The 21,273-nt window shown below is 62.0% G+C and carries 22 protein-coding genes and 2 tRNA genes; 9 read left to right on the forward strand and 15 right to left on the reverse strand.

Features of this window, described 5'->3' with window-relative positions; translation table 11 throughout:
- Nucleotides 1–80 precede the first annotated feature (80 nt).
- From HBH1_RS21250 to HBH1_RS21260, 3 genes are read right to left on the reverse strand one after another with little or no spacing between them, the layout of a single operon-like run.
- Nucleotides 81–1,454, reverse strand: coding sequence for an HlyD family type I secretion periplasmic adaptor subunit (locus HBH1_RS21250; protein ID WP_102664261.1), 1,374 nt, complete (start codon nucleotides 1,452–1,454; stop codon nucleotides 81–83).
- Nucleotides 1,451–2,290 carry an OmpA family protein gene (locus HBH1_RS21255; protein ID WP_102664262.1) on the reverse strand — a complete coding sequence of 280 codons (840 nt, stop codon included), beginning with the start codon at nucleotides 2,288–2,290 and terminating at the stop codon, nucleotides 1,451–1,453. Before HBH1_RS21255 ends, HBH1_RS21250 begins: the two co-directional genes overlap by 4 nt.
- Before the next feature lie 12 nt (nucleotides 2,291–2,302).
- Complete coding sequence (locus HBH1_RS21260) at nucleotides 2,303–3,877, reverse strand: TolC family protein (RefSeq protein ID WP_369878639.1); 1,575 nt, start codon at nucleotides 3,875–3,877, stop codon at nucleotides 2,303–2,305.
- A gap of 521 nt (nucleotides 3,878–4,398) precedes the next feature.
- On the opposite strand from HBH1_RS21260, the gene htpG reads away from it, so the two are divergent.
- From htpG to HBH1_RS21275, 3 genes are all read left to right on the forward strand, one after another.
- The gene (gene htpG / locus HBH1_RS21265; RefSeq protein ID WP_102664263.1) at nucleotides 4,399–6,309 is read left to right on the forward strand and encodes a molecular chaperone HtpG; all 1,911 of its coding nucleotides are present in this window, start codon (nucleotides 4,399–4,401) and stop codon (nucleotides 6,307–6,309) included.
- A 166-nt stretch (nucleotides 6,310–6,475) separates the two neighbouring features.
- On the forward strand, nucleotides 6,476–7,003 hold the full coding sequence (locus HBH1_RS21270; RefSeq protein WP_102664264.1) for an FUSC family protein: 528 nt from the start codon (nucleotides 6,476–6,478) through the stop codon (nucleotides 7,001–7,003).
- Nucleotides 6,987–7,565, forward strand: coding sequence for a GNAT family N-acetyltransferase (locus HBH1_RS21275; RefSeq protein WP_102664265.1), 579 nt, complete (start codon nucleotides 6,987–6,989; stop codon nucleotides 7,563–7,565). Before HBH1_RS21270 ends, HBH1_RS21275 begins: the two co-directional genes overlap by 17 nt.
- Before the next feature lie 62 nt (nucleotides 7,566–7,627).
- Here the strand turns inward: HBH1_RS21275 and HBH1_RS21280 are convergent, their stop codons facing one another.
- The 3 genes from HBH1_RS21280 to HBH1_RS21290 form a co-directional block, all read right to left on the reverse strand.
- Complete coding sequence (locus HBH1_RS21280; RefSeq protein ID WP_006465401.1) at nucleotides 7,628–8,080, reverse strand: outer membrane lipoprotein; 453 nt, start codon at nucleotides 8,078–8,080, stop codon at nucleotides 7,628–7,630.
- Nucleotides 8,081–8,243: 163 nt separating this feature from the next.
- A complete protein-coding gene (locus HBH1_RS21285; RefSeq protein WP_102664266.1) occupies nucleotides 8,244–8,690 on the reverse strand; it encodes an Mpo1 family 2-hydroxy fatty acid dioxygenase in 447 nt (148 codons plus the stop codon).
- A gap of 34 nt (nucleotides 8,691–8,724) precedes the next feature.
- A complete protein-coding gene (locus HBH1_RS21290) occupies nucleotides 8,725–9,474 on the reverse strand; it encodes an SDR family oxidoreductase (RefSeq protein ID WP_102664267.1) in 750 nt (249 codons plus the stop codon).
- A 164-nt stretch (nucleotides 9,475–9,638) separates the two neighbouring features.
- On the opposite strand from HBH1_RS21290, the gene HBH1_RS21295 reads away from it, so the two are divergent.
- Entirely contained in the window at nucleotides 9,639–10,238 is a 600-nt protein-coding gene (locus tag HBH1_RS21295; protein WP_233207669.1) for a DNA-deoxyinosine glycosylase, read from the forward strand.
- A gap of 35 nt (nucleotides 10,239–10,273) precedes the next feature.
- Here the strand turns inward: HBH1_RS21295 and HBH1_RS25265 are convergent, their stop codons facing one another.
- Together HBH1_RS25265 and HBH1_RS21300 are read right to left on the reverse strand one after the other, a co-directional pair.
- A complete protein-coding gene (locus tag HBH1_RS25265) occupies nucleotides 10,274–10,414 on the reverse strand; it encodes a hypothetical protein (RefSeq protein WP_166757875.1) in 141 nt (46 codons plus the stop codon).
- Nucleotides 10,415–10,496: 82 nt separating this feature from the next.
- Nucleotides 10,497–11,312, reverse strand: a complete 816-nt coding sequence (locus tag HBH1_RS21300; RefSeq protein WP_102664268.1) for a MetQ/NlpA family ABC transporter substrate-binding protein — start codon at nucleotides 11,310–11,312, stop codon at nucleotides 10,497–10,499.
- Between the two features lie 184 nt (nucleotides 11,313–11,496).
- On the opposite strand from HBH1_RS21300, the gene HBH1_RS21305 reads away from it, so the two are divergent.
- From HBH1_RS21305 to HBH1_RS21315, 3 genes are all read left to right on the forward strand, one after another.
- Complete coding sequence (locus tag HBH1_RS21305) at nucleotides 11,497–12,321, forward strand: class I SAM-dependent methyltransferase (RefSeq protein WP_102664269.1); 825 nt, start codon at nucleotides 11,497–11,499, stop codon at nucleotides 12,319–12,321.
- Between the two features lie 216 nt (nucleotides 12,322–12,537).
- Nucleotides 12,538–12,613 (forward strand) — tRNA-Lys (locus HBH1_RS21310).
- A gap of 71 nt (nucleotides 12,614–12,684) precedes the next feature.
- A tRNA-Lys gene (locus HBH1_RS21315) sits at nucleotides 12,685–12,760 on the forward strand.
- A 138-nt stretch (nucleotides 12,761–12,898) separates the two neighbouring features.
- On the opposite strand, the gene HBH1_RS21320 is transcribed toward HBH1_RS21315, so the two are convergent.
- Nucleotides 12,899–13,303: a transcriptional regulator gene (locus HBH1_RS21320; protein ID WP_182994537.1), complete on the reverse strand. Its 405-nt coding sequence runs from the start codon at nucleotides 13,301–13,303 to the stop codon at nucleotides 12,899–12,901.
- A gap of 144 nt (nucleotides 13,304–13,447) precedes the next feature.
- Here HBH1_RS21320 and HBH1_RS21325 point away from each other — a divergent pair, with 144 nt between their 5' ends.
- The gene (locus HBH1_RS21325) at nucleotides 13,448–13,642 is read left to right on the forward strand and encodes a hypothetical protein (protein WP_006465409.1); all 195 of its coding nucleotides are present in this window, start codon (nucleotides 13,448–13,450) and stop codon (nucleotides 13,640–13,642) included.
- Between the two features lie 32 nt (nucleotides 13,643–13,674).
- Here HBH1_RS21325 and HBH1_RS21330 read toward each other — a convergent pair whose 3' ends face one another.
- The 6 genes from HBH1_RS21330 to HBH1_RS21355 form a co-directional block, all read right to left on the reverse strand.
- Nucleotides 13,675–14,505: an alpha/beta fold hydrolase gene (locus HBH1_RS21330; RefSeq protein ID WP_102664270.1), complete on the reverse strand. Its 831-nt coding sequence runs from the start codon at nucleotides 14,503–14,505 to the stop codon at nucleotides 13,675–13,677.
- Nucleotides 14,506–14,669: 164 nt separating this feature from the next.
- Nucleotides 14,670–15,398 carry an ABC transporter ATP-binding protein gene (locus tag HBH1_RS21335; protein ID WP_006465411.1) on the reverse strand — a complete coding sequence of 243 codons (729 nt, stop codon included), beginning with the start codon at nucleotides 15,396–15,398 and terminating at the stop codon, nucleotides 14,670–14,672.
- Between the two features lie 2 nt (nucleotides 15,399–15,400).
- The gene (locus HBH1_RS21340) at nucleotides 15,401–17,368 is read right to left on the reverse strand and encodes a branched-chain amino acid ABC transporter ATP-binding protein/permease (RefSeq protein ID WP_102664271.1); all 1,968 of its coding nucleotides are present in this window, start codon (nucleotides 17,366–17,368) and stop codon (nucleotides 15,401–15,403) included.
- Nucleotides 17,369–17,372: 4 nt separating this feature from the next.
- Nucleotides 17,373–18,263 (reverse strand): branched-chain amino acid ABC transporter permease, encoded by an 891-nt coding sequence (locus HBH1_RS21345; RefSeq protein WP_006465413.1) that lies wholly within the window; start codon nucleotides 18,261–18,263, stop codon nucleotides 17,373–17,375.
- A 171-nt stretch (nucleotides 18,264–18,434) separates the two neighbouring features.
- Nucleotides 18,435–19,586, reverse strand: a complete 1,152-nt coding sequence (locus HBH1_RS21350) for an ABC transporter substrate-binding protein (RefSeq protein ID WP_102664272.1) — start codon at nucleotides 19,584–19,586, stop codon at nucleotides 18,435–18,437.
- A 159-nt stretch (nucleotides 19,587–19,745) separates the two neighbouring features.
- A complete protein-coding gene (locus tag HBH1_RS21355) occupies nucleotides 19,746–20,171 on the reverse strand; it encodes an acyl-CoA thioesterase (RefSeq protein ID WP_102664273.1) in 426 nt (141 codons plus the stop codon).
- Between the two features lie 435 nt (nucleotides 20,172–20,606).
- Here HBH1_RS21355 and HBH1_RS21360 point away from each other — a divergent pair.
- Nucleotides 20,607–21,273, forward strand: a 667-nt coding sequence (locus HBH1_RS21360; protein ID WP_146012881.1) for an NAD(P)/FAD-dependent oxidoreductase, incomplete at its 3' end; no start/stop codon positions are given.

Below are 21,273 nucleotides of genomic sequence, written 5' to 3' on the forward strand. Positions count from 1 at the left end.
GAAAACGTCAAAAGCCGCAACGCCCATCGGGGTGGGCGTGTGCGACCGGTGAAAACGGTCATGCCGGCGGTATGCGCAAGTCATCGCGGCTCCCGCAGGGCACCCTGGCCGAAGCGCGACAGGGGCGACATCAGGTACTGCCAGACGGTACGGCGGCCGACGATGATGTCGGCGCTGGCGGTCATGCCGGGCATCAGGTCCAGCTTGCGCTGCAAGGCGCTGTCGCCGCGCTGCACGGCGATCTTGATGCGATAGCTGCGTTCGCCGCGCTGGTTGTTCTCGTCGGGCACGGTATCGGCGCTGATCTCGGTGACCACGCCTTCCATGGCGCCGTAGACGCCATAGTCATAGGCCGAGACCTTGACCCGCGCACGGGCGCCGGTGACCAGTTCGGCACGGTCGGTCGGGGAGATGCGGGCTTCGATGACCAGCTTGTCGTCGCTGGGGGTCATCTCGATGATGGGGTCGCCCGGGCGCACCACCCCGCCCACGGTATTGATCATGACGCGGTTGACCACGCCATCCATGGGTGCCTTGACTTCGGAACGGGAGACACGGTCGTTGCGCGACTTGATTTCTTCCTGCAGGCGCGCCAGTTCGTTTTCGGTGGCGGTCAGGTCGGTACGGGCATCAGAGCGGAAGCGCGAGGAGGCTTCGCCCATCTTGGCCTGGGATTCGGCGATGGCCGCCTTCAGGCGCGGGATCATGGCATCGGTGGCGGCCAGGCGGCTTTGCGCATCCTGCACGCGGGCTGCGGCCTGGATGTCTTCCAGCTGGGAGGCGGCATTGCGCTCCAGCATGTTGTGGATCAGCTTGTACTGGCGCTGGGCCAGGTCGACCTCGGTGGCCTGGCTCTTCTGGCGGCTCACGGCCTCGCCCAGTTCGGCCTGGCGCTGGGCGGCCTGTTCGCGCAGCACCGACATTTCCTGCGTCAGCTTGGCAGCGCGGGCGGCGAAGGCGGCCTGCTCGCTCTGCACGGCCGGGTCATCACGCTCGAGGTCGGCCGGCATCTGCAGGCTGGCCGCGCCGGAGGCTTCGGCCGAGAGCCGCGCCACCCTGGCACGCAGACCGAGGATTTTCACACGGCCTTCGCCCAGGTCGGCATTGGCGCGCACGTCGGCAATGGAGATCAGGGTCTGGCCCTTCTTGACTACCGCGCCTTCGCGCACCAGGATGGCCGAGACGATGCCACCCTCCAGATGCTGGATCACCTGGTTATGTTCGGAAGCGACGATGCGCCCGCTGCCGCGCACCACCATGTCGATCGGCGCCAGGATCGACCACAGCACCAGCAAGGCCAACAGCAGCGCGCAGGCCAGGACCGCCAGGCGCGGACGCGGCATGGCGTGCAACTGGCCCAGGCGGCGGTCCAGGCGCGGCGCCACGCGGCGCATGAAGCCCTTGCCGCGGGAGGCAATCCCGTGGTCGGCGCCGGGCTTGAGCGAGAGCGTCATTTTGCCGAGGCCTGATATTGCACGACCACGCGGGCGTCGTTACCGCTACCGTTCTGGTCGGTAGCCACGCGGCTGGTCACGCGCTCCTTGTCGACCCCGGCATCGATGAGGTAATTGCGCACGGCGACGGTGCGGTAGTAGGCGCGGCGGCGGCTTTCACTGTAGCTGCCACTGCTGATGACGCCGGTCACGACGATCTTGCCCTGGCTGGATTTGACGCGCCGGACCCAGTCACCGATGCTCTTGTCGAGGGCCTTGCCGCCCTCCTCGTTCAACTGGGTGGAGTCGGCGTCGAAATTGAGGGTGACCGCTTTTTCGTTGGCGTCGATGCGCAGACCGGGGGCCACTTCCTTGTCATTGGGTTCGGTCTTGACCTGGATCGCGTTGGGGCTGGAGGGCGCGGCGTCGCTACGCAGGCTGCCATTGTCCGATTGCAACGGCGGCGTGGCCAGCTTGGCTTTCAGGGTGGCCACTTCGCGCTTGAGCTGTTCGATTTCCTTGGCCTTCTCGCGCTCGCCCGGTGTCTCGGCGGCGCTGGATGCGGGGCTGTTGGCAGCGCTGCTGGCACTGCTGGCGTTAGTGGGCGCATTGTCGTTCTGGCGCTCGGCCCCGCTGCGTTCGGCGGCAGCCACATCCTTCCGGGATGCCTTGACTTCACGCTGGTTCTGGCTCTGCGTCTGCGAGATCAGCTGTCTGACCTTGGTCTGCGCCAGCTTCTGCGAGTAGTAGAACAAGGTCACCACGAACACCACCACCACGAAGATCATGACCAGCACCACGTTGGACAGTGCGTCCACGAAGCCTGGCCAGAAATTCTGTTCCCTTCCCCCCTCCATGTGTCCCCCGTCCTATTTCGCTGCCCGCGCGGGCAGGGTTTCCAGCGCCGAGGCGCGCCCCGTGTTGCGCAGGATCTGATAGCTGATGTCGGCCTGCTGGAACAGCAGGTTGGCAAAATCGGTACGCGCCTGGTAGGCCTGCTGGTAGGCGTCCAGCACGTCCAGCAATTGCTTGCTGCCGGTGGAGAGCTGTTCCAGGAAGACATCGGCCACGTTGGCATTGGTCAAATACGCCTGGCGCGAGATTTCCATGCGCTTTCTCACCGCGCCCAGGGTGCGGTAATTGATCTCGATCTGCTCACGCAACTTGCGTTCCAGGTCCAGTGCGGTGTTGCTCTTTTCGGCGTACTTGGCGCCGGCCTGCTTGGTGTAGTAGACGTCGGAACCACCGTTGAGCAGGTTCATCGACATCACCAGCATCAGGCGGCGGTCGGTGGTCTGCTGCAGGGCGTTGGTGGTGGTATCGATGGCCCCACCGACCCCACGGCTCTTGATCTGGGTCCATTCCAGGGCCAGCGTGGGCGAGAACTTGGCACGGGCCGACTTCAGTTCCTGGTTGGCCGCATCCAGATCGCGCCGCGCGGCACGCACGCCGGGATTGGTGTCGTAGACGTCCTGCAGGGCGATCTTGGACGTATCGGGGACCACCGGCATCATGTGGTCGGGCACTTCCAGCTGCTCGATCTTGCGGCCGGTGACCTGGTTCAGGGTCACCATGGCGCTTTCCAGTGCCCCTTCGGCTTCGGCCACGGCGGACTGGGCGGTCAGCGAGCGGCCGCGCACGCGTTCGAAATCGATGCGACTGGCGCCGCCGCCTTCGAGGCGTTTGTTCATGTAGTCCAGCAATGCGCTCATGCGCTGCGAATAGCTGCGGGCGAAGGACAGCGAGGCGTATGCCCGCATGACGTCGTAGTAGGCCTTGATGGCGTTGTAGTACAGGGTCTCGCGGGCGTCGTCGCGGCGCAGGTCGGCAGCATCGGCCAGGGAACTGGACTTGCGGTAGTCGTAGTAGGAGCCGGGGGCGAAGATGGGCTGGCGGCCGATCAGCGTGACATCCCAGCGCTTGTGGTAGTTCGCACGTTGCACCAGGCCGGTATTGGGGTCGAGCACGGAGGAAGGCGAGGAATACTCGTTGCCCTTCTGCGCCCGCACGTCCAGGGTCGGCCCCATCTGTCCGGCGGTGGCCTTGGACGCATAGCGGGCCTGATCGGCCTGGGCCGCCGTGGCGGCATAGCTGTAGCTGTTGTTGAGCGCCAGGTCGAGTACGCTGCGCAGGTTCAGGTCAGGGACGACATCGCCCTCGGTGACGATGCTGATCTGCGGCAGCGCGATCAGGTTGCCGGAAAAGCCGGGATCGGACTGACGCAGCAGCAGCAGGATTTCATCCTGCGCCGAAGGTGCCGGGGTATCGGCCGGCAAGGCCGGCAGGCGATAGTCGGCCAGCGCCGGACCGGCCGGATCGGCGCCCAGGCGGATCTGGGGCGGTACATCCAGGGTGCCGCCGTTCTGGGGCGGCACGCTCACCGCCGCTCTGGACGCTGCCGGCGGCTCCGCCGGTAGCGGCGGGTTATCTGCAGACCGTGCCATCTGGGGCGCGGTCAGTCCGAGTGAAACTGCGAATATGAACGGTTTGCTCTTGAGAACTCTCATCAACGCGATCAGCCGGTACCGGACCGGCCTCCCCTGCCCCAAAACACCCTTAGGAAAGAATCGCCAGCCAGCGCTGCGATTCCAGTTATCAGGCACGGGGACTCATATTCTTCGTCTTTGCAAGTCCCGGCCTGGCCCTCTGCTTCCGCTCTCCCTCTTCGGGGAAAAACGAAAATTATTACCATTTTGTCAAAACAATTCTATCACTCGAGGATTGCAACTCAATTACAAATAACAGGGAAAAACCGTTTAATTTCAATTGACTTGATAAAAATTAATATTCGCAATTATGGTGAGCTTGTTGCCGCCGTGCCATCAGGAAATTCTGCAGAAGACCAAAGCGCTGAAAAACTCTTTAAAAATGCTGTTGAAAAACCACAAGTCTCTCCCTATATCCAGCCCACAGGCGATTGCCGCAAGCTATTCAACTCATCCATTTCTTCAATAAGGACACAAACATGGCCACCGAAAAACAGACCATGGGCTTCCAGGCCGAAGTCAAGCAACTGCTCCAGTTGATGATCCACTCGCTGTATTCGAACAAGGAAATCTTCCTGCGCGAGCTGGTCTCCAACGCCTCCGATGCGGCCGACAAGCTGCGCTTCGAGGCGATCAACAACGCCGGCCTGTATGAAGACGACCCGGAACTGAAGATCAGGATCAGCTTCGACAAGGCTGCACGCACCATCACCATTTCCGACAACGGCATCGGCATGAACCGTGACGAGGCCATCTCCCACCTGGGCACCATCGCCAAGTCGGGCACCAAGGAGTTCTTCTCGCGCCTGTCGGGCGACCAGCAGAAGGACGCGGCCCTGATCGGCCAGTTCGGCGTGGGCTTCTATTCCGGCTTCATCATCGCCGACCGCATCACGGTCGAGACGCGCCGTGCCGGCACCCCGGCCGCCGAAGGCGTGCGCTGGGAATCCGAAGGCGCCGGTGATTTCTCCATCGAGCAGATCGACAAGCCGAGCCGTGGCACCGACATCATCCTGCACCTGCGCGAGGGTGAGGACGAGTTCCTCTCGGCCTGGCAGTTGAAGTCCATCATCCGCAAGTATTCCGACCACATTTCCCTGCCCATCCTGATGCACAAGGAAGAATGGGACGAGGAAAAGAAGGAAACCGTGCAGAAGGACGAGCTGGAGACCGTGAACCAGGCCAGCGCGCTGTGGAGCCGCAGCAAGTCGGAAATCACGCCTGAGCAGTATGAAGAGTTCTACAAGCACGTCTCACACGATTTCGGCGCGCCGCTGGCCTATACCCACAACCGGGTGGAGGGCCGCAGCGAATACACCCAGTTGCTCTACATCCCGGCGCGCGCCCCGTTCGACCTGTGGGACCGCAACAAGCGCGGCGGCATCAAGCTCTACGTCAAGCGCGTGTTCATCATGGATGACGCCGAGCAGCTGATGCCGGTGTACCTCCGCTTCGTCAAGGGCGTGATCGATTCGGCCGACCTGCCGCTGAACGTCTCGCGCGAAATCCTGCAGGAGTCGCGCGACGTGCGGGCCATCCGCGATGGTTCGGCCAAGCGCGTGCTGGGCCTACTGGAAGAGCTGGCCAACAGCGAGGACCAGGCGCAGAAGGACAAGTACGCCACCTTCTGGACCGAGTTCGGCCAGGTGCTCAAGGAAGGCATCGGCGAGGACGCGGCCAACAAGGAGCGCATCGCCAAGCTGCTGCGCTTCGCTTCGACCCACAACGACAGCGAGGTGCAGAACGTCGCGCTGGCCGATTACCTGGGCCGCATGAAGGAAGGCCAGGACAAGATCTATTACGTCACCGCCGAGACCTTCCAGGCGGCCAAGAACAGCCCGCACCTGGAAATCTTCCGCAAGAAGGGTGTGGAAGTGCTGCTGCTGACGGACCGCGTGGACGAGTGGATGCTGTCCTTCCTGACCGAGTTCGAAGGCAAGGAACTGGCCTCGGTGGCCAAGGGTGGTCTGGATCTGGGCCAGCTGGAAAACGAGGCCGAGAAGAAGCAGCACGAAGATACGCAGGCCGAGTACAAGGATCTGGTGGAGAAGATGAAGACCGCCCTGGCCGACAAGGCCAAGGACGTGCGCGTGACCTTCCGCCTGACCGACTCCCCGGCTTGCCTGGTGGCTGACGAGAACGAGCTCTCGGGCAACCTGGTACGCATGCTGAAGGCGGCGGGACAGGCCGCACCGGATTCCAAGCCGACCCTGGAAATCAATCCGGACCACCCGCTGGTGCAGCGCCTGAAGTATGAAGAGGCGCGCTTCGACGACTGGTCGCACATCCTGTACGACCAGGCCCTGCTGGCCGAGGGTGGTGCCCTGGCTGACCCGGCCAGCTTCGTCAAGCGTACCAATGACATGCTGCTGGCCATGGCTGGCAAGTAAGCCGTAGCAGCCTGGCGCCCGAGTTCGGGCGCCTGCGCCAGAAACGCCGCCGCGCGCCGGTCACTCCGGACGCGGCGGCGTTTTTGCATGGAGGCTTGCCGGGTTGTCCGTGCATGGTTAACATCGCCCCCATCCAATCGCCCCTCCCCTGCTCCCGCCCGTTTCCATGGAATTGCACTTCATCAATCCCCGCAAGAATGCCCTGGCCTACCTGGTCAAGATCCTCTCCGGCTGCCTGATCCTGTGGTACGGATTGCGCGCCCTGGGCATCGCCGAACCCTACTGGGCCATGATCTCGCTGATCATCGTCACCGAACCGGACATGACGGTGGCCAAGGCCAATTTCCGGGCGCGGCTGATCAATACCATTTCCGGCTGCATCGTCTCGTGCATCGCACTGGTGGTGTTCGGACCGACCTTCCTGGCGATGCTGGTGGCGCTGACGGCGGCCGTGGTGGTGGCCATGCTGCTGCAGAACTATCCCAGCAACTGGCGGCTGGGTCCGGCGACCGTGGTGATCCTGCTGTCGGCAGCCTTCACCGGCCAGGGGCTGAGCCAGGAATTGCATCTGGCGCTGATGCGGGTGGGCGAAGTCATCATCGGCAGCACGGTGGCGCTGCTGGAGACGGTGATCTACATGTGGCTGCTGAAGCTGCGGTCCAAGCCGGAGGATGGGAATGCTGCGAACTCCTGAAAACACCCTGCTGAGGGGACCACGTGTACTGCTACGTCGGTGGCGAGCGGATGATCGAGGGCCGCTGGCAGAACTCAATGCTGATCCCGTGGCCATGCAGCATTTCCCGGCTCCGCTGACGCGCTCGGAGAGCGATGCACTGGCGGATCGCATCGAAGCGCATTTCGACATGCACGGCTTCGGCCCATGGGCACTGGAAATACCGGACGTGGCCGAGTTCGCGGGGCTCGTGGGATTGATGCATGTGGGATTTGAAGCGCATTTCACCCCGGCCGTGGAAATCGCCTGGCGATTGGCGCCGGCGTTATGGGGAAAGGGCTATGTGAGTGAGGCAGCGCATTGTGCCTTCGATTTCGGGTTCCGGGCACTGCATTTATCCCAGATCGTGGCATTCACGATTCCGGCGAACCTGCGCTCGCTGGCGGTAATGCAAAGGCTGGGAATGCACACGGACGTGCAGGACGACTTCCTGCACCCACGGCTGCCCGTGAATCACCCGTATCGCATGCACCGGCTATATCGGATGGACAGGCAAGCCTGGCTGACGCGGGCTTGCTCCTGAGCTGCGCAAGGACAAAAAAAAGCAGGACCGCAGTCCTGCTTTTTCTGGTGCGGTGACGCCGATCAGTGGGTCACGCGGGTGGTACGGCCGTTGGAGAGCAGGCGCACGCGCTCGCCGATACGGAACGGCTCGTCGGCGTCCTGGGTGATGGCACGCAGTTCGCCATTGTCCAGGCGCACGGTGATTTCCAGGCCGGGACGGTTGTTCAGGTGGGCTTCAGCCTGGTTGCCCAGCACGCCGCCGGCCAGCGCGCCGACGATGCCAGCTGCCAGGGCACCGTTGCCGCCACCGATGTTGGAGCCCGCGGCGATGCCGCCCAGCGCGGCGCCACCGAGGGTACCGATGCCGCTGGAACCCTTGTCGATGGTCACGTTGCGGATCGATTCGACCACGCCCATGCGCACGGTCTGCTCACCCTGCGCCTGGCGGGAGTTGTAGACGCTGGCCGAATTGGGGGTCACTGCGCAGCCGGCCACCAGGGAACCCAAGGCTGCGATCACAAGCAATTTCTTCATAACAAAAACACTCCAACTGAAATTTTGGCCCGTCTCCGGGCAGCGTGGAAATGGCATGCATCCTCGCAAACGCGCCATGAATGCGCATCGGCGGTCGATACCGTCCATCTGCGACATCTTAATACAAAGCGCGCCCGATCCGGAAATGCTGCGGCTGCCCGCCTCAGTACGGGATATGCCAGCGCCGATAGAGGAAGGCCAGTACGAACAGCGGCCCGATCAGGAGGAAGCGCAAATCCTGGAAGAAGGACGGCTTGCGCCCTTCGATCCGGTGGCCGACGAACTGGCCGATCCAGGCCAGCACGAAGACCACGACAGAGACCGGCAGCACCGCACCTGCGGGCAAGCGCGCCAGCACGACCAGCATCAGCGCCGACATGGCCAGCATGCCCACGGCAAACGGCGGCGACAGGCGCAGGTAGTAAGCCAGTGCACCGGCCGCGACCAGCAGTGCTACCGCCGGCGAGATGAGCCAGCACAGGCCCAGCACCGCAAACACGATGGCCGGCACGCAGATGCAGTGGATCAGCTCGTTCATGGGGTGCCGGTGGTGCTCGCCGTAGCGGGCCAGCAACTCGTCGATGCGACGGGGTGAAGTCGTGCTGTCCATGCTGGCTCTCCGCTGGAAAGGAAACCGGCCGGCCTCAACGGCCGCCGGAGACGTCGATGAAGGTACCGGTGGCGTAGGAGGCCTCGTCCGAAAGCAGCCAGAGGATGGCATGGGCGACTTCCTCGGCGGTGCCGCCGCGTTTCATCGGGACGGCGTCCTTGAGACGATCGACCCGGCCGGCTTCGCCGCCGCTGGCATGGATGTCGGTATAGATCAGGCCCGGGCGCACGCCATTGACGCGAATGCCCTCGCCCGCCAATTCCTTGGACAGGCCGATGGTAAAGGCATCGATGGCCCCCTTGGAGGCGGCGTAGTCGACATACTCGCCCGGCCCGCCCAGCTTGGCCGCCATCGAGGACAGGTTGACGATGGCGCCGCCCTGGCCACCATGGCGGGTGGACATGCGCTTGACCGCTTCGCGCGCGCACAAGAGGCTGCCGGTGACATTGGCGACCAGCACGCGGGTGATACGCTCGGCGCTCATGTCTTCCAGGCGGGACTGATGCCCGAGAATACCGGCGTTGTTGACGAGGGCGCTCACGCGGCCGAGCTGCTCGTCTACCGTGGTATAGAGCCGCAGCACGTCCTCCTCGCGGGACACATCACCGGCCACCGTGATGGCACGGCCACCGGCGGTGCGGATGCGTTCGGCCACCGATTCGGCGGCGTCACGGTTGCTGACATAGTTGACGCATACCGCATAGCCGCGCTGCCCCGCCAGCAAAGCGGTGGCCGCCCCGATGCCACGGCTGCCGCCCGTGACGATGATGACCTTTTCTGTCATGTCCTGTCTCCCTTGGATGAAATGCCCGAACGCGCTGGCCCGGGGGATGATTACGCTAAGATGTGCATTTTGCCGCAAGCGCGCGGCATCTGCAGACGCCGGTCATTGTGCCGTGTTCAGATGAGTGCGGCGCTTGCTGAAATTCTTTTCATCCAGATGCCATCATGCCCGACCGCAAAACCGCCCGGCGTGCTGCCGCCTTGACCCCGGCATCGGTAGCGGAGTCCAGCAACGCTACCCACGCGCCGGTAGCCTTCACCGCCAGCGATCCGCTGCTGGCGAGCTTTCCACCGGTGGTGGCGCAGGACACGCACACCCTGATCCTGGGCAGCCTGCCTGGTGCCGCCTCGCTGGCCCTGCACCAGTATTATGGCCATCCGCGCAATGCGTTCTGGCGCCTGGTGGGCGAGGTGATCGGGGCCGATTTGTATGGGATGGCCTATGAAGCCCGACTGGCGACGCTGCTGGAACACCGCATCGGCCTGTGGGACGTGATCGCCAATGCGCGACGTCTGGGCAGCCTGGACAGCGCTATCCGCGATCACTCCCAGAACGACCTGCAGGCGCTGCTGGCCACCTTGCCGCAATTGCGCACGATTGCCTTCAATGGCGGGACGGCGGCCAAGCTGGGACTGGCGGCCTTGGGGTCGCACGCACAGCGGTATCGGATCGCCCTGTTGCCGTCCAGCAGCCCGGCCTATGCGGCGCTGGCGTATGCGCAGAAGCTGCAGCGCTGGCGCGATGCTTTGAGCGGATCCGCTTGAGGCCTGCTGGTCCTTTGTAGCGCCCGCACCCGGCGTCACTTCCGGAAGAACAGGTAATCGTAGAACTCGCCTGACAAGCCGCCATTGAAAATCAGATACTGCAAGGCCTTCGCGAAAAACACGATGGCGCCGAAGACGATGGCCAGCTTCAGGCAGAGGATGAGATTCTTGATCATGCCGGCAGTGTAATGGAGGCCGGCGCGGTTGGCATGAAAAAACCGCCCCGGAGGGCGGTTCGGAGCCTACGCCTCTCCCGGCTCAGAAGGCGGGGACCAGCGAGCCCTTGAATTCGGTCTCGATGAACTTGCGCACTTCCTCGGAGTGGTAGGCCTGCACCAGTTTCTTGGCCCAGGGCTTGTCCTGATCTTCGGCACGGGTGGCGATGATGTTGGCGTAGCGACCGCGCGGGTCTTCCACCGCGATGGTGTCCTTCTGCAGCGACAGCCCGGCCTTGTAGGCGTAGTCGTTATTGATCGAGGCTGCGGCCAGGTCGTCCAGCGAGCGCGGGAGTTGCGCGGCGTCCAGTTCGATCAGCTTGAGCTTGCGGGGATTGTCGATGATGTCCAGCGGCGTGGCGTTGACGCCGTTTTCACCCACGCCCGGCTTGAGCTTGATCAGGCCGGCCTTCTGCAACAGCAGCAGGGCGCGATTGCCGTTGGAGGGATCGTTCTGGATACCGATATGGGCGCCGTTGGGCAGTTGGTCGACCGACTTGAACTTGCGCGAATAGATGCCCAGCGGCGCGGTGATGGTCAGACCGACCGGCACGATCTTGTAGCCGCGCGCGGCGATCTGGCTTTCCAGGTAGGGGCGGTGCTGGAAGGCATTGGCGTCAAGGTCGCCCGCTGCCAGTGCCGCATTGGGCTGCAGATAGTCACTGAAGACCACGGTCTGGATCTCCAGTCCATCGCGGGCGGCCACTTTCTTGACCACCTCGAAGATGGCTTCGGCGCTGCCGACCGAGATACCGACCTTGATCTTGGTCTTGTCCTGGGCGTGCGCCAGATGGGGCGCAACCGCCAGGGCCAGTGCAGCAACGGCCGCGATGCGCTTGATGAATGCAGCGAAATGCATGGTGACTCCGAAAATGATGAGGTCTGCATCCTCACATGCAGCCAGGCCCGGAAGAAGGAATGAATCCGCATGTCGATATGCGGCAATTGCAGGCAAGGCGCTGGGCTTCGGCCAGGCAAGGTATCATTCGGCATCCGTCGGCATGCCCTTCTCTTCGGGATGCCGCACCAGATTCCTATCGAAAATGCTCATCAAAAGAAAATCCATCGAGGCCCAGGCCAATACCAAGGCGGGTCCCAATCGCCGTCGTCAACAACTGGACGCCGACAGCAACAAGCCGCGCAAGCCCAAATACGCACCGGTCACGCTCTCCGAACTGGACGGCGTGCGTTATCTGCACTTCGGGACCGAATGGGTGCAGGGCGCCATGCGCATCCGCAAGCCGGACTGGATCGAACTGGAATATGCGCAACAGATGATGGCTTGGATGCTGTTCAACGGTGCGCCGCGACACATCGTGCAACTGGGGCTGGGCACGGGTGCGCTGACCAAGTTCGGTTATCGGCAATTTCCGCAGGCGCAGGTGACGGCGGTGGAATTGAACCCGGCGGTGATTGCGATTTGCCATAGCATGTTCAAGCTGCCCGAACCGGACGAACGTCTGATGATCATCGAGAGCGATGCCATGGATTTCATCGTCCATGCCGCCGGTCACGGCATCATCGATGCGCTGCAGGTCGATCTCTATGACGCCACGGCGCGCGGGCCGGTGCTGGATAGCCCGGAGTTCTACCAGGCCTGTTACGACAGTCTGGCGCCGGGTGGCGTGATGACGGTCAACCTCTTCGGCGATCATCCCAGCTATGCCAAGAACCTGCGCGCCATGGAGTTCGCCTTCGACAAGGTGGTGTCGCTGCCGGAGGTCCACGATGGGAACGTGGTGGCGCTGGCCTTCAAGGGACAGATCGCGTTTGATTTTCCAGAACTCTATGCGCGGGCGGCCTTGATCGAGGCGCAGACCAAACTGCCGGCAAAGTCCTGGGTGAACGGTATCAAGGCTGGAGATTGAGCGTAAAGGACTGCGCAATGGCGTGGTGGCATGGCCATGCTGCAATGGCGCGATCAGTGCGCGCCATTCGCCACAAAACAGGGGCTTGGATGGCGTGTTAGTGCCGAGAGATAAAATATTTTTATCTTTTTCCCAAAAAATGCTTGCACTGCCCCCTACCCCCTCCTATAATGCGCTCTCTCTTGCAGCACTGCAGCAACAACGAAGTGCAGCAACGGGGCGTTAGCTCAGTTGGTAGAGCAGCGGACTCTTAATCCGTAGGTCCACAGTTCGAATCTGTGACGCCCCACCAAAATTTCAAAAGGCCTCTCGCATCGAGGCCTTTTTCACTTCCAGATTGACCTGCATTGGCAGGAACATCTCGGGGCGTTAGCTCAGCTGGTAGAGCAGCGGACTCTTAATCCGTAGGTCCACAGTTCGAATCTGTGACGCCCCACCAATACAAAAGGGTTACAGCCTGCGCAGGTCTGTAACCCTTTTTCATTTCCGCTGCTCAACGTTTCCGGATCAGACACCCCGTGGCCGGGGCCTCGGCCCGATGGCCCGGCAAATAGCGCCAGGCCTCCCTGCATTCAGCTCACCGCCCATCCATCCGGTCCGGCCCCGACGCTGGCGCGCCCGTATCGCCATCCCCATCCATCTTCGGCGCTTCGGCAGGCACAGCCTTGCGGCGTCCCGGCTTGCCACGCTTGACGCCCTGGGCGGCGAAGAAGTCGCGCTTCTTGCGCGTCGCCATCGACATGCGCGCCATTCCTTGCAGCAGTTGCACCAGCAAAGAGCGGGTGGGCGCATCGACACTGCGATAGCAGGAGATCAGTTCACTCTCCTGTGCCGTGGGGAGCACGCCTCGCGTGCCGGTCAGCACATAGGTGACATCGATGCCGATCGCCACGAGGCCATGCAGGTAGTATGCGTCCGGCGCGGTTTCGCCGATCTCGTACTTGATCTGGGTACGGGCGGTGATCGCCAGTTCGTCAGCCACGGACTTTTGGGTGTGGCCACAACGGCTGCGTTCTTTCGCCAACCGATCGCCAAGTATTGTCAAATATTCAGTTTTATTCGATGACATCTGAAAACGACCTCTCCTAGAATGTTTCTCTCGAATCAATAAGCCAGGAGACATCTTATGGCAGGCAAGCAACAAACCGAACGTATGCCCGCAAATGCGTCGGCACGTCTGGTGAATTTTCGACTTACCGAGGTTGAACTTGAGGAGGCTAACCACTTTGCGGCACAAACTTACCGATCCCGGGCACTGTTCATCAGGATGATGTACTTGCGAGGCCTGCAGGCCTTCCAGGGGGATCTGGATGAGCAGTAGAGGCGGCGCTCACCCCGAACGCGCCTCCCCCGCTAACCAGACAGATGTGAACAGCCTTCGACCCGCCGCCGCAGAAAATCGCAGACTGCCTGTAGAACCTGCTCCGGCTGCTCCCGATGCGGCACATGGCCGCAGCGGGACAGCACCAGGCATTCGCGTCCCTGCTGCCCCTCTACGCCGACGCGGGCAATGCGCTGCGGATGCGCCAGTGATCCGAATTCATCCAGATCGCCATGCAGCGCCAGCACCGGGCAATGCACGCGGGCCAAAGCAGCATCCAGCGACCAGCCGGCAAAGCCTGGATCGAGCCAGGTGTCGATCCAGGCATCGAGCACCCACTGTGCTTTCCGCACGTCGTTGCCGTGGTACTTCGCCAGGCGCAATACCTGGGCCGGGTCGGCGAAGCTGTTGCGCGCCGCGCGTATGCCTTGCAGCGTTTGCTCTTCCACAAAGGCCTGAGCCGATTCAGTGATGACGGCCACCACCTGATCCGGCAATTGGGACGCGGCCGAGATGGCCATGCCGCCGCCCACGCTATGACCGAGCAACACCACGGCGCCCAGCTCCAGCTGCTGCAATACGGCGGCCAGCCACGGCCGGGCCTCGGCGGCGACGAAATCAGATGGAAGCCGGTCATTGCGCGCATCGGAGGCACCAAAGCCATAGCGATCGTAAGCGACCACGGCGCAACCGGTACGCGCCGACAATTGCGCCGGAAAGTCCCGCCAAAGGGCCAACCCACCGAGGGATTGGTGCATCAACACCAGGGCCGGACGGCCCGGCTTGCGCTCACCCCAGAGACAGGCCTGCAGGGTGACACCCTCGACCTTCACCTCGAACCGGCATGATTGCGGTGCATTCACCTAGTCTCCTCCACCAAAGAAAAGGCGCACCCAAGGGTGCGCCTAAACAGCCTTCAAGGGGTATGCCTCCCCCTTAATATACCGGACACGCTGTCAGCCACGGCGACGTGCGAGCCCAAGTATCACGCGGGTCGCACGCCTGACGCGAAGTCCAACGCAGCTCATCAGTGATGCGCCCCACCGCCCAGATAGGCGGCCTTGACCGCCGGGTCGTTCTGCAGCTTGTCGGCGGGTCCATGGACGGAGATCTTTCCATTCTCCAACACATAACCGTAATCCGCAACATTGAGCGCGGCCGCCGCAAACTGCTCGACCAGCAGCATGGTCACGCCCTGCTCCTTGAGGCGCGAGATGATACGGAACACCTCATCGACCAGGATCGGCGCCAGCCCCATGGAGGGCTCGTCCAGCAGGATCACCTCGGGATTCAACATCACGGCACGTGCCATGGCCAGCATCTGTTGCTCGCCGCCAGAGAGCGTCCCGGCCAATTGGGTCTGGCGCTCCTTGAGCCGCGGGAACAACTCCAGCGCCCGCTCCAGATCGTGGGCGATATCTCCCTTGGGCCGCGCCCGGGTGAAACGTGGGAAAGCGCCCAGCAGCAGGTTGTCCGTCACGCTCATGGTGGCAAACACGCGCCGCCCTTCCGGCGAATGGGCCAGGCCGAAGCGGGCGATCCGGTGGGAATCGAGGCCGGTGATGTTCTTGCCGCCGAGCGTGACCTCCCCGCCTTTGGGCTTGATCATCCCGGAGATGGCGCGCATGGTGGTGGTCTTGCCGGCGCCGTTGGAGCCGATCAGTGTCACCACCTTGCCCTTGGGCACGTCCATGGAAATGCCATGCAGCACCTCGACCTTGCCGTAAGCGGCGTGCAGATTGGAAATAGTCAGCATGTTCAGGCTCCCGCGGGGCTGGATGTGTTGTCATGGGCATCGCCTGCGCCACTGCCGAGGTAGGCTTCGATGACCTTGGGGTCAGCTTGCACCTGGGCTGGCTTGCCTTCGGCGATCTTCTGGCCGAAGTCGAGCACGGTGACGGTATCGCAGATCGACATGACCACGTCCATGTGGTGTTCGATCAGGATGATGGTGATGCCGGCTTCGCGGATCTTGCGGATGATGGCAATGAGCTCCTTGATGTCGGGCGCGGTCAGGCCGGCGGCCGGCTCGTCCAGCAGCAACAGGCTCGGATTCAGCCCCAGGGCACGACCGATTTCCAGCAGGCGCTGCTTGCCGTACGGCAGGTTGCGCGCCTCTTCGTTGGCCAGGTTGGCCAGACCGACGAACTCAAGGATGGCAGCCGCACGCTCGCGGGCAGCCTGCTCTTCCCGCACATAGCGCGGCGTATTGACCATCACATCGACCACGTTGCTGTTGAAGGTGTGATGCAAGCCAACCAGCACGTTTTCCGTGGCAGTCATTTCGCCGAACAGTTGCACGTTCTGGAAAGTCCGCGCCACGCCACCCAGGGCAATGGTCGAGGGCGTATTGCCGGAGATCTGGCGACCGTCGTATTCCACCGCACCATCGGTAGGACGATAGATGCCGGTGAGCACGTTCATCATCGTGCTCTTGCCGGAGCCATTGGGGCCGATCAGACCATGCACGGTCCCCTTGCGCACATCCAGGTCCACGCGGTTGAGCGCCTTCAGACCACCGAACTGCATCAGGATCTGGTTGACCTTCAGCAGGGTTGCGCCTTCATCCTTGACCGAGTCGGTCGTGATGACGGCGCGCTCCTTGTCACCGGCGATCTGCTGCGCCACCGGCACATGCCTGGTCAAGACGCGACCGAACAGGCTACGGCAGAAGCCGACAATGCCATCCTGCAGGTAGTACACGACGAACAGGGTCATCAAACCGAAGATGGTCAGACGCCAGTCGGTGATGTTTTCCAGCTTGTAGGAGAAGGCCGCCATGGCAATGGTGGCCACCACCGGCACCGCGACGCCACGCAAGGTCTTGGTCTTCCTGGCCAGCTGCACGCCTGCGCCCACCACCACGATCACCGCAAGCACGGTCGCAATCTGGCGGAACAGCGCGATATCCGACAACAGGCTCGGCAGCATCACCACGATCAGCGCGCCGATGAGCGAGCCGATGCGTGACTTGCGGCCACCCATGATCACTGCCAGCAGGAACAGGATGGTCAGTTCGAAGTTGTAGGTATTGGGTGAGATGTACTCCTCCGAATACGCATACAACGCGCCCGACAGGCCCGCCAGCGCGGCACTGATGATGAAGGCATAGACCTTGTAGCGATACACCGAGACACCCATGCAGTCCGAGGCGATCGGGCTATCACGCAATGCCTGGAAAGCACGACCGAGATTGGACTTGAGAATGCGGTGCACCACGATCATGGACAGCACCATCAGGATCGCCACCAGATAGAAGAACTGCACTTCGCTCATCTTCTCGCCGCCGATCATGGGCTTCTGCAGCTTGATGCCCAGCGGACCTTCGGTGAGGAAGGTCATCTCGTTGATCAGGATCTGGATGATGGTGCCAAATGCCAGCGTGACCATGGCCAGGTAAGGGCCGGTCACGCGCAAGGCCGGCAGCGCCAGGATGGCACCGAACACGGCCGTCACCGCGATGGCGGCCGGCAGGGTCACGAAGATGGGCATGCCCAGCTTGAAGAACAGCACGCCGGCCGCGTAGGAGCCAATACCGAACAGGCCGGCATGCCCCAGCGAGACCTGGCCGGTGTAGCCGACCACGATGTCCAGCCCGAACAGCAGGATGGCATAGATGAGGATGGTTTCGATCAGGTGCAGGTAATACGGGTTGTGCACCACCATGGGAATGCCGCCCAGCGCGACAATGCCCAGCAAGGACAGCAGCAGGATTTTCTTGTTCATCGCTTCAGACCTTCTTGATCGCAGTTTTGCCGAACAGGCCTGCAGGTTTGACGGCCAGTACCAGCAGCAGCAGTACCAGTCCAGGAACTTCCTTGTAGCCGGTCGAGATGTAGAAGCCGGTCACGGTCTCGGCCACGCCCAGGATCAGGCCGCCGACGATGGCGCCCATGCCCGAGGTCAGGCCACCGATGATGGCCACCGCAAACGCCTTCAGACCCAGCGCCGCCCCCATGGTGGCGCCGGTCAAGGTCAGCGGGGCCACCAGCACGCCGGCAAAGGCCGCCGTGGCCGAGGACAGCGCATAGGAGAACGTGATCACCATGCTGGTGTTGATGCCCATCAGGCCGGCAGCGTCACGGTCATTGGAAGTCGCCACCACGGCCTTGCCGTAGATGGACTTGCGGTTGAACAATTCGACCGCCGCCATGATCAGCAAGGCGCCGATCACCACCAGCACCTGCATGGGCTGCACGTTGGCGCCCATGATCTGGAACGGCGTGCCGGAGATCGGCGAAGGAAACGGCAGGTCGTCCTTGCCCCAGATGTTTTCAGCGACGTTCTTGAAGATGATGGCCAGTGCGATGGTGGACATGATCCAGCCGAATTCGGACTTGATCTTGATGGCCGGCCGCACGCCGATCCATTCGACGAACATGCCTTGCAGTGCGCCGAACACCAGCACGATGGGGATCATCAGCCAATAGTTGAGATAAGGTCCGCCGTGGATATTGCCCACGACCGACAGGCCCACCAGCGCGCCCAGCATCAGGGCTTCACCCTGACCGAAATTGAGCGTGCCGGACGTGGCGAAGGTCAGTTGGTAACCGAAGGCGATCACGGCGTAGATCATGCCGAGCGCGATCCCGGAGAAGACCAGTTGTAAGAGGATGTCCATTGTATTTCCCAAGAAGCGGCTACCGCCGGGTGGCGGCGTAGAGCTGCGACGACGCCGCGGCACCGCCAGGGCGGACCGTTAGGAAATCGTCAACAGATCGTGTGAAAAAGGCCAGCCCCCGGATCGCAAGGACTGGCCTCTTCGACTACTGTGCGTGAAGCAAGTCGAGTCTTATTTGCCGAGGATGACGCGGCCGTTCTTGACCTCGCCCATCACGACCATGCCCGGCTTGATGGCTTCGTGATCGTCGTGGGTGAACGGCTTGTCGTAGGTGGTGACCACGCCTTCGACCTTGGTGTTCAGGCTTTCCAGCGCGGCGCGGACCTTGTCGCCGTCGGTGGTGCCAGCCTGCTTGATGGCAGCGGCCAGCAGCAGGATGGAGTCGTAGCCTTGGGCAGCCGAGACAGCCGAGGGCATGCGGTCAACCTTGTAAGCCTTCTGATAGGCCTCGATGAAGGCCTTGCGCTTGGGAGTGGTGCCGTCCTGGATGAAGGTCTGCGGCATGCGGGCGCCATTGCCGTTCTTGCCGGAGTTGTCGATGAAGTTACCCATGGACAGCGGCCAGCTGCCGATGATAGGCACGTGCCAGTTCAGCTTTTCCATGCCGTTGGCGATCTGCGCCAGTTCGGGGCCGATGCCGTAGGTCAGCACGGCCTGGGCGCCGCCCTGCTTGGACTTGAGCAGCTGGGCCGTCATGTCCACGTCCTTGATGTTGTACTTTTCGACGGCCACCGGAGTGACCTTCTTGTCGGAGAGGACCTTTTCCAGGTCTTCACGACCAAGCTGGCCATAGTTGGTGGAGTCGGCCAGGATGGCGACCTTGGTCAGCTTCTGCTTGTCGACGGCTTCGTCGGCGATCATCTTGGCCTGGATCTTGTCGGCAGCCGAGGTACGGAAGACGTAGTTCTCCTTTTCCTTCTCGAACTGCTTGGTGATCACGGTGCCGGTGGCCACGTTGTTGATCACGGGGATCTTGGCTTCCTGATAGAAGCGTTGCGAGGCCAGGGCCACGCCGGTGTTGATGAAGCCGACGGTGGCGACCACCTTTTCCTTGTTGATCAGCTCCTGGGCGATCTGCACGCCGCGCTCGTTCTTGGCTTCATCATCGCGTTCGACCAGCTGAATCTGACGACCCAGCAGACCACCAGCGGCGTTGATCTCGGCCACGGCCAGCTTCACGCCGTCGCGCATGGAAACGCCCATCGGGGCAGAACCGCCGGTGTAAGGGCCGGAAACACCGATCTTGATCGGATCAGCTGCCTGCGACGACATTGCGAGCGTCATCAGGGCGGCAGCAACAAAGGCTTGGGTCTTGTAGGTCATGTCATCCTCCAGAATGTAATTGTTGGCTAGCACATCGGTGACGGGCGTAGCACTTTTTGAACCCGCTCCGTGTGAAACGAATTCTCCGCTCCCCTCGCTCTTTGGCGATTCCTTGCGGGAGTGTCGGGGCGATTCTGTCGCAGTTTCCTTGCGCCAAACTTACAAGCTTGTCAGGAGCTGTCGCAGCTTGTCAGGCATCGCAGTGGATTTTTCTTTTTTGAAATCAACCCAGACTATTTTTGCGGCACCGTCAGCATAAATGATCTGATCATCGACGGCGTCGCGGATGACATACGTAGTTTCCACACTCGTGCGTCCCAGCTGGCCACCCAGCATGTGCACCTCGATGGTGGCCGGATACTTCATCTGGCGCCGGAAATTGCAGTGCGCATTGACGATCACCGGTCCCTCCTCACCTGCGATGGTGGGGCCGAACACCTCTTCCAGCCACTCGATGCGGCATTGCTCCATGAAGCGGAAGTAGACGGTATTGTTGACGTGGCCGAAAGCGTCCATGTCGCCCCAGCGAATACTCTGGCGGGAAACGAAAAGTGGTTTTGCTGCGGTGCTTTCCTGACTGCTCATGGGTGATCCTTTCAGGTTTGATTCATCGATGACTGAAATATTTTTCATGCGGGCGGCCCGTTCTCGTCACTTTTCTGACGCGCCAGATTCTTCTTGAACCCTTATTTTCCGCTTCATTCCGGATTCAAACGCAGACTCTCTGCGCCACCCTTTGCACAGATTTCAGCGGGAGCATAAGCGCGAGTTATAGCCGGATGCCAAACCGGTATGAGTCTCGCCGGCAAAATCCCATAAAATACGCGGCATTCCGGAACGACTCAGACCGGCGTATTGGCCGCAGTGAAACGCTGTTCACCGCGCATTGTTTCAGACCTGCGCACAGGAAGGCGAAGAAATTCGACGAATTACCGCCGGCCCTCTAGCGTTTCATCGAAAAATACTTAACAATAGCACGATCGTTCGAAAAACAGGCAGTTCACATAACACGGGACACCCATGACTTCTTCTCAAGACTTGCTCGCACAATACGGCCCTCGCGAATCCATGGAATACGACGTGGTCATCGTCGGCGGCGGTCCAGCCGGGCTGTCGGCAGCAATCCGCCTCAAGCAACTGGCTACCCAGCAACATCGCGAAGTCTCGGTCTGCGTGCTGGAAAAAGGCAGCGAAGTCGGCGCCCATATCCTTTCAGGTGCCGTGATGGACCCGCGTGCACTGAGCGAACTGATCCCTGACTGGAAGGAGCAAGGCGCGCCACTGGACACGCCGGTGACCGAAGACCGCTTCCTCTTCCTCTCGGCCGACAAGGCCTACAAGACGCCGAACTGGTTGCTCCCCACCTGCTTCCAGAACCATGGCAACTTCGTGATTTCGCTCTCCAACGTCACGCGCTGGCTGGGCCAGCAGGCCGAAGCGCTGGGCGTGGAAATCTTCCCGGGCTTCCCCGCTGCCGAAGTGCTCTACCACGAGGATGGCTCAGTCAAGGGCGTAGCCACCGGCAACATGGGCATCAACAAGGAGGGCGAACCCGGCCCGGAATTCCAGCTGGGCATGGAACTGCACGCCAAATACACCTTCTTCGCCGAAGGTGCGCGCGGCCACCTGGGCAAGCAGTTGATCGCGAAATACAAGCTGGATGCCGGCCGCGATCCGCAGACCTATG

The sequence above is a fragment of the Herbaspirillum sp. BH-1 genome (assembly GCF_002870055.1).
Lineage (GTDB): Bacteria > Pseudomonadota > Gammaproteobacteria > Burkholderiales > Burkholderiaceae_D > Herbaspirillum > Herbaspirillum frisingense.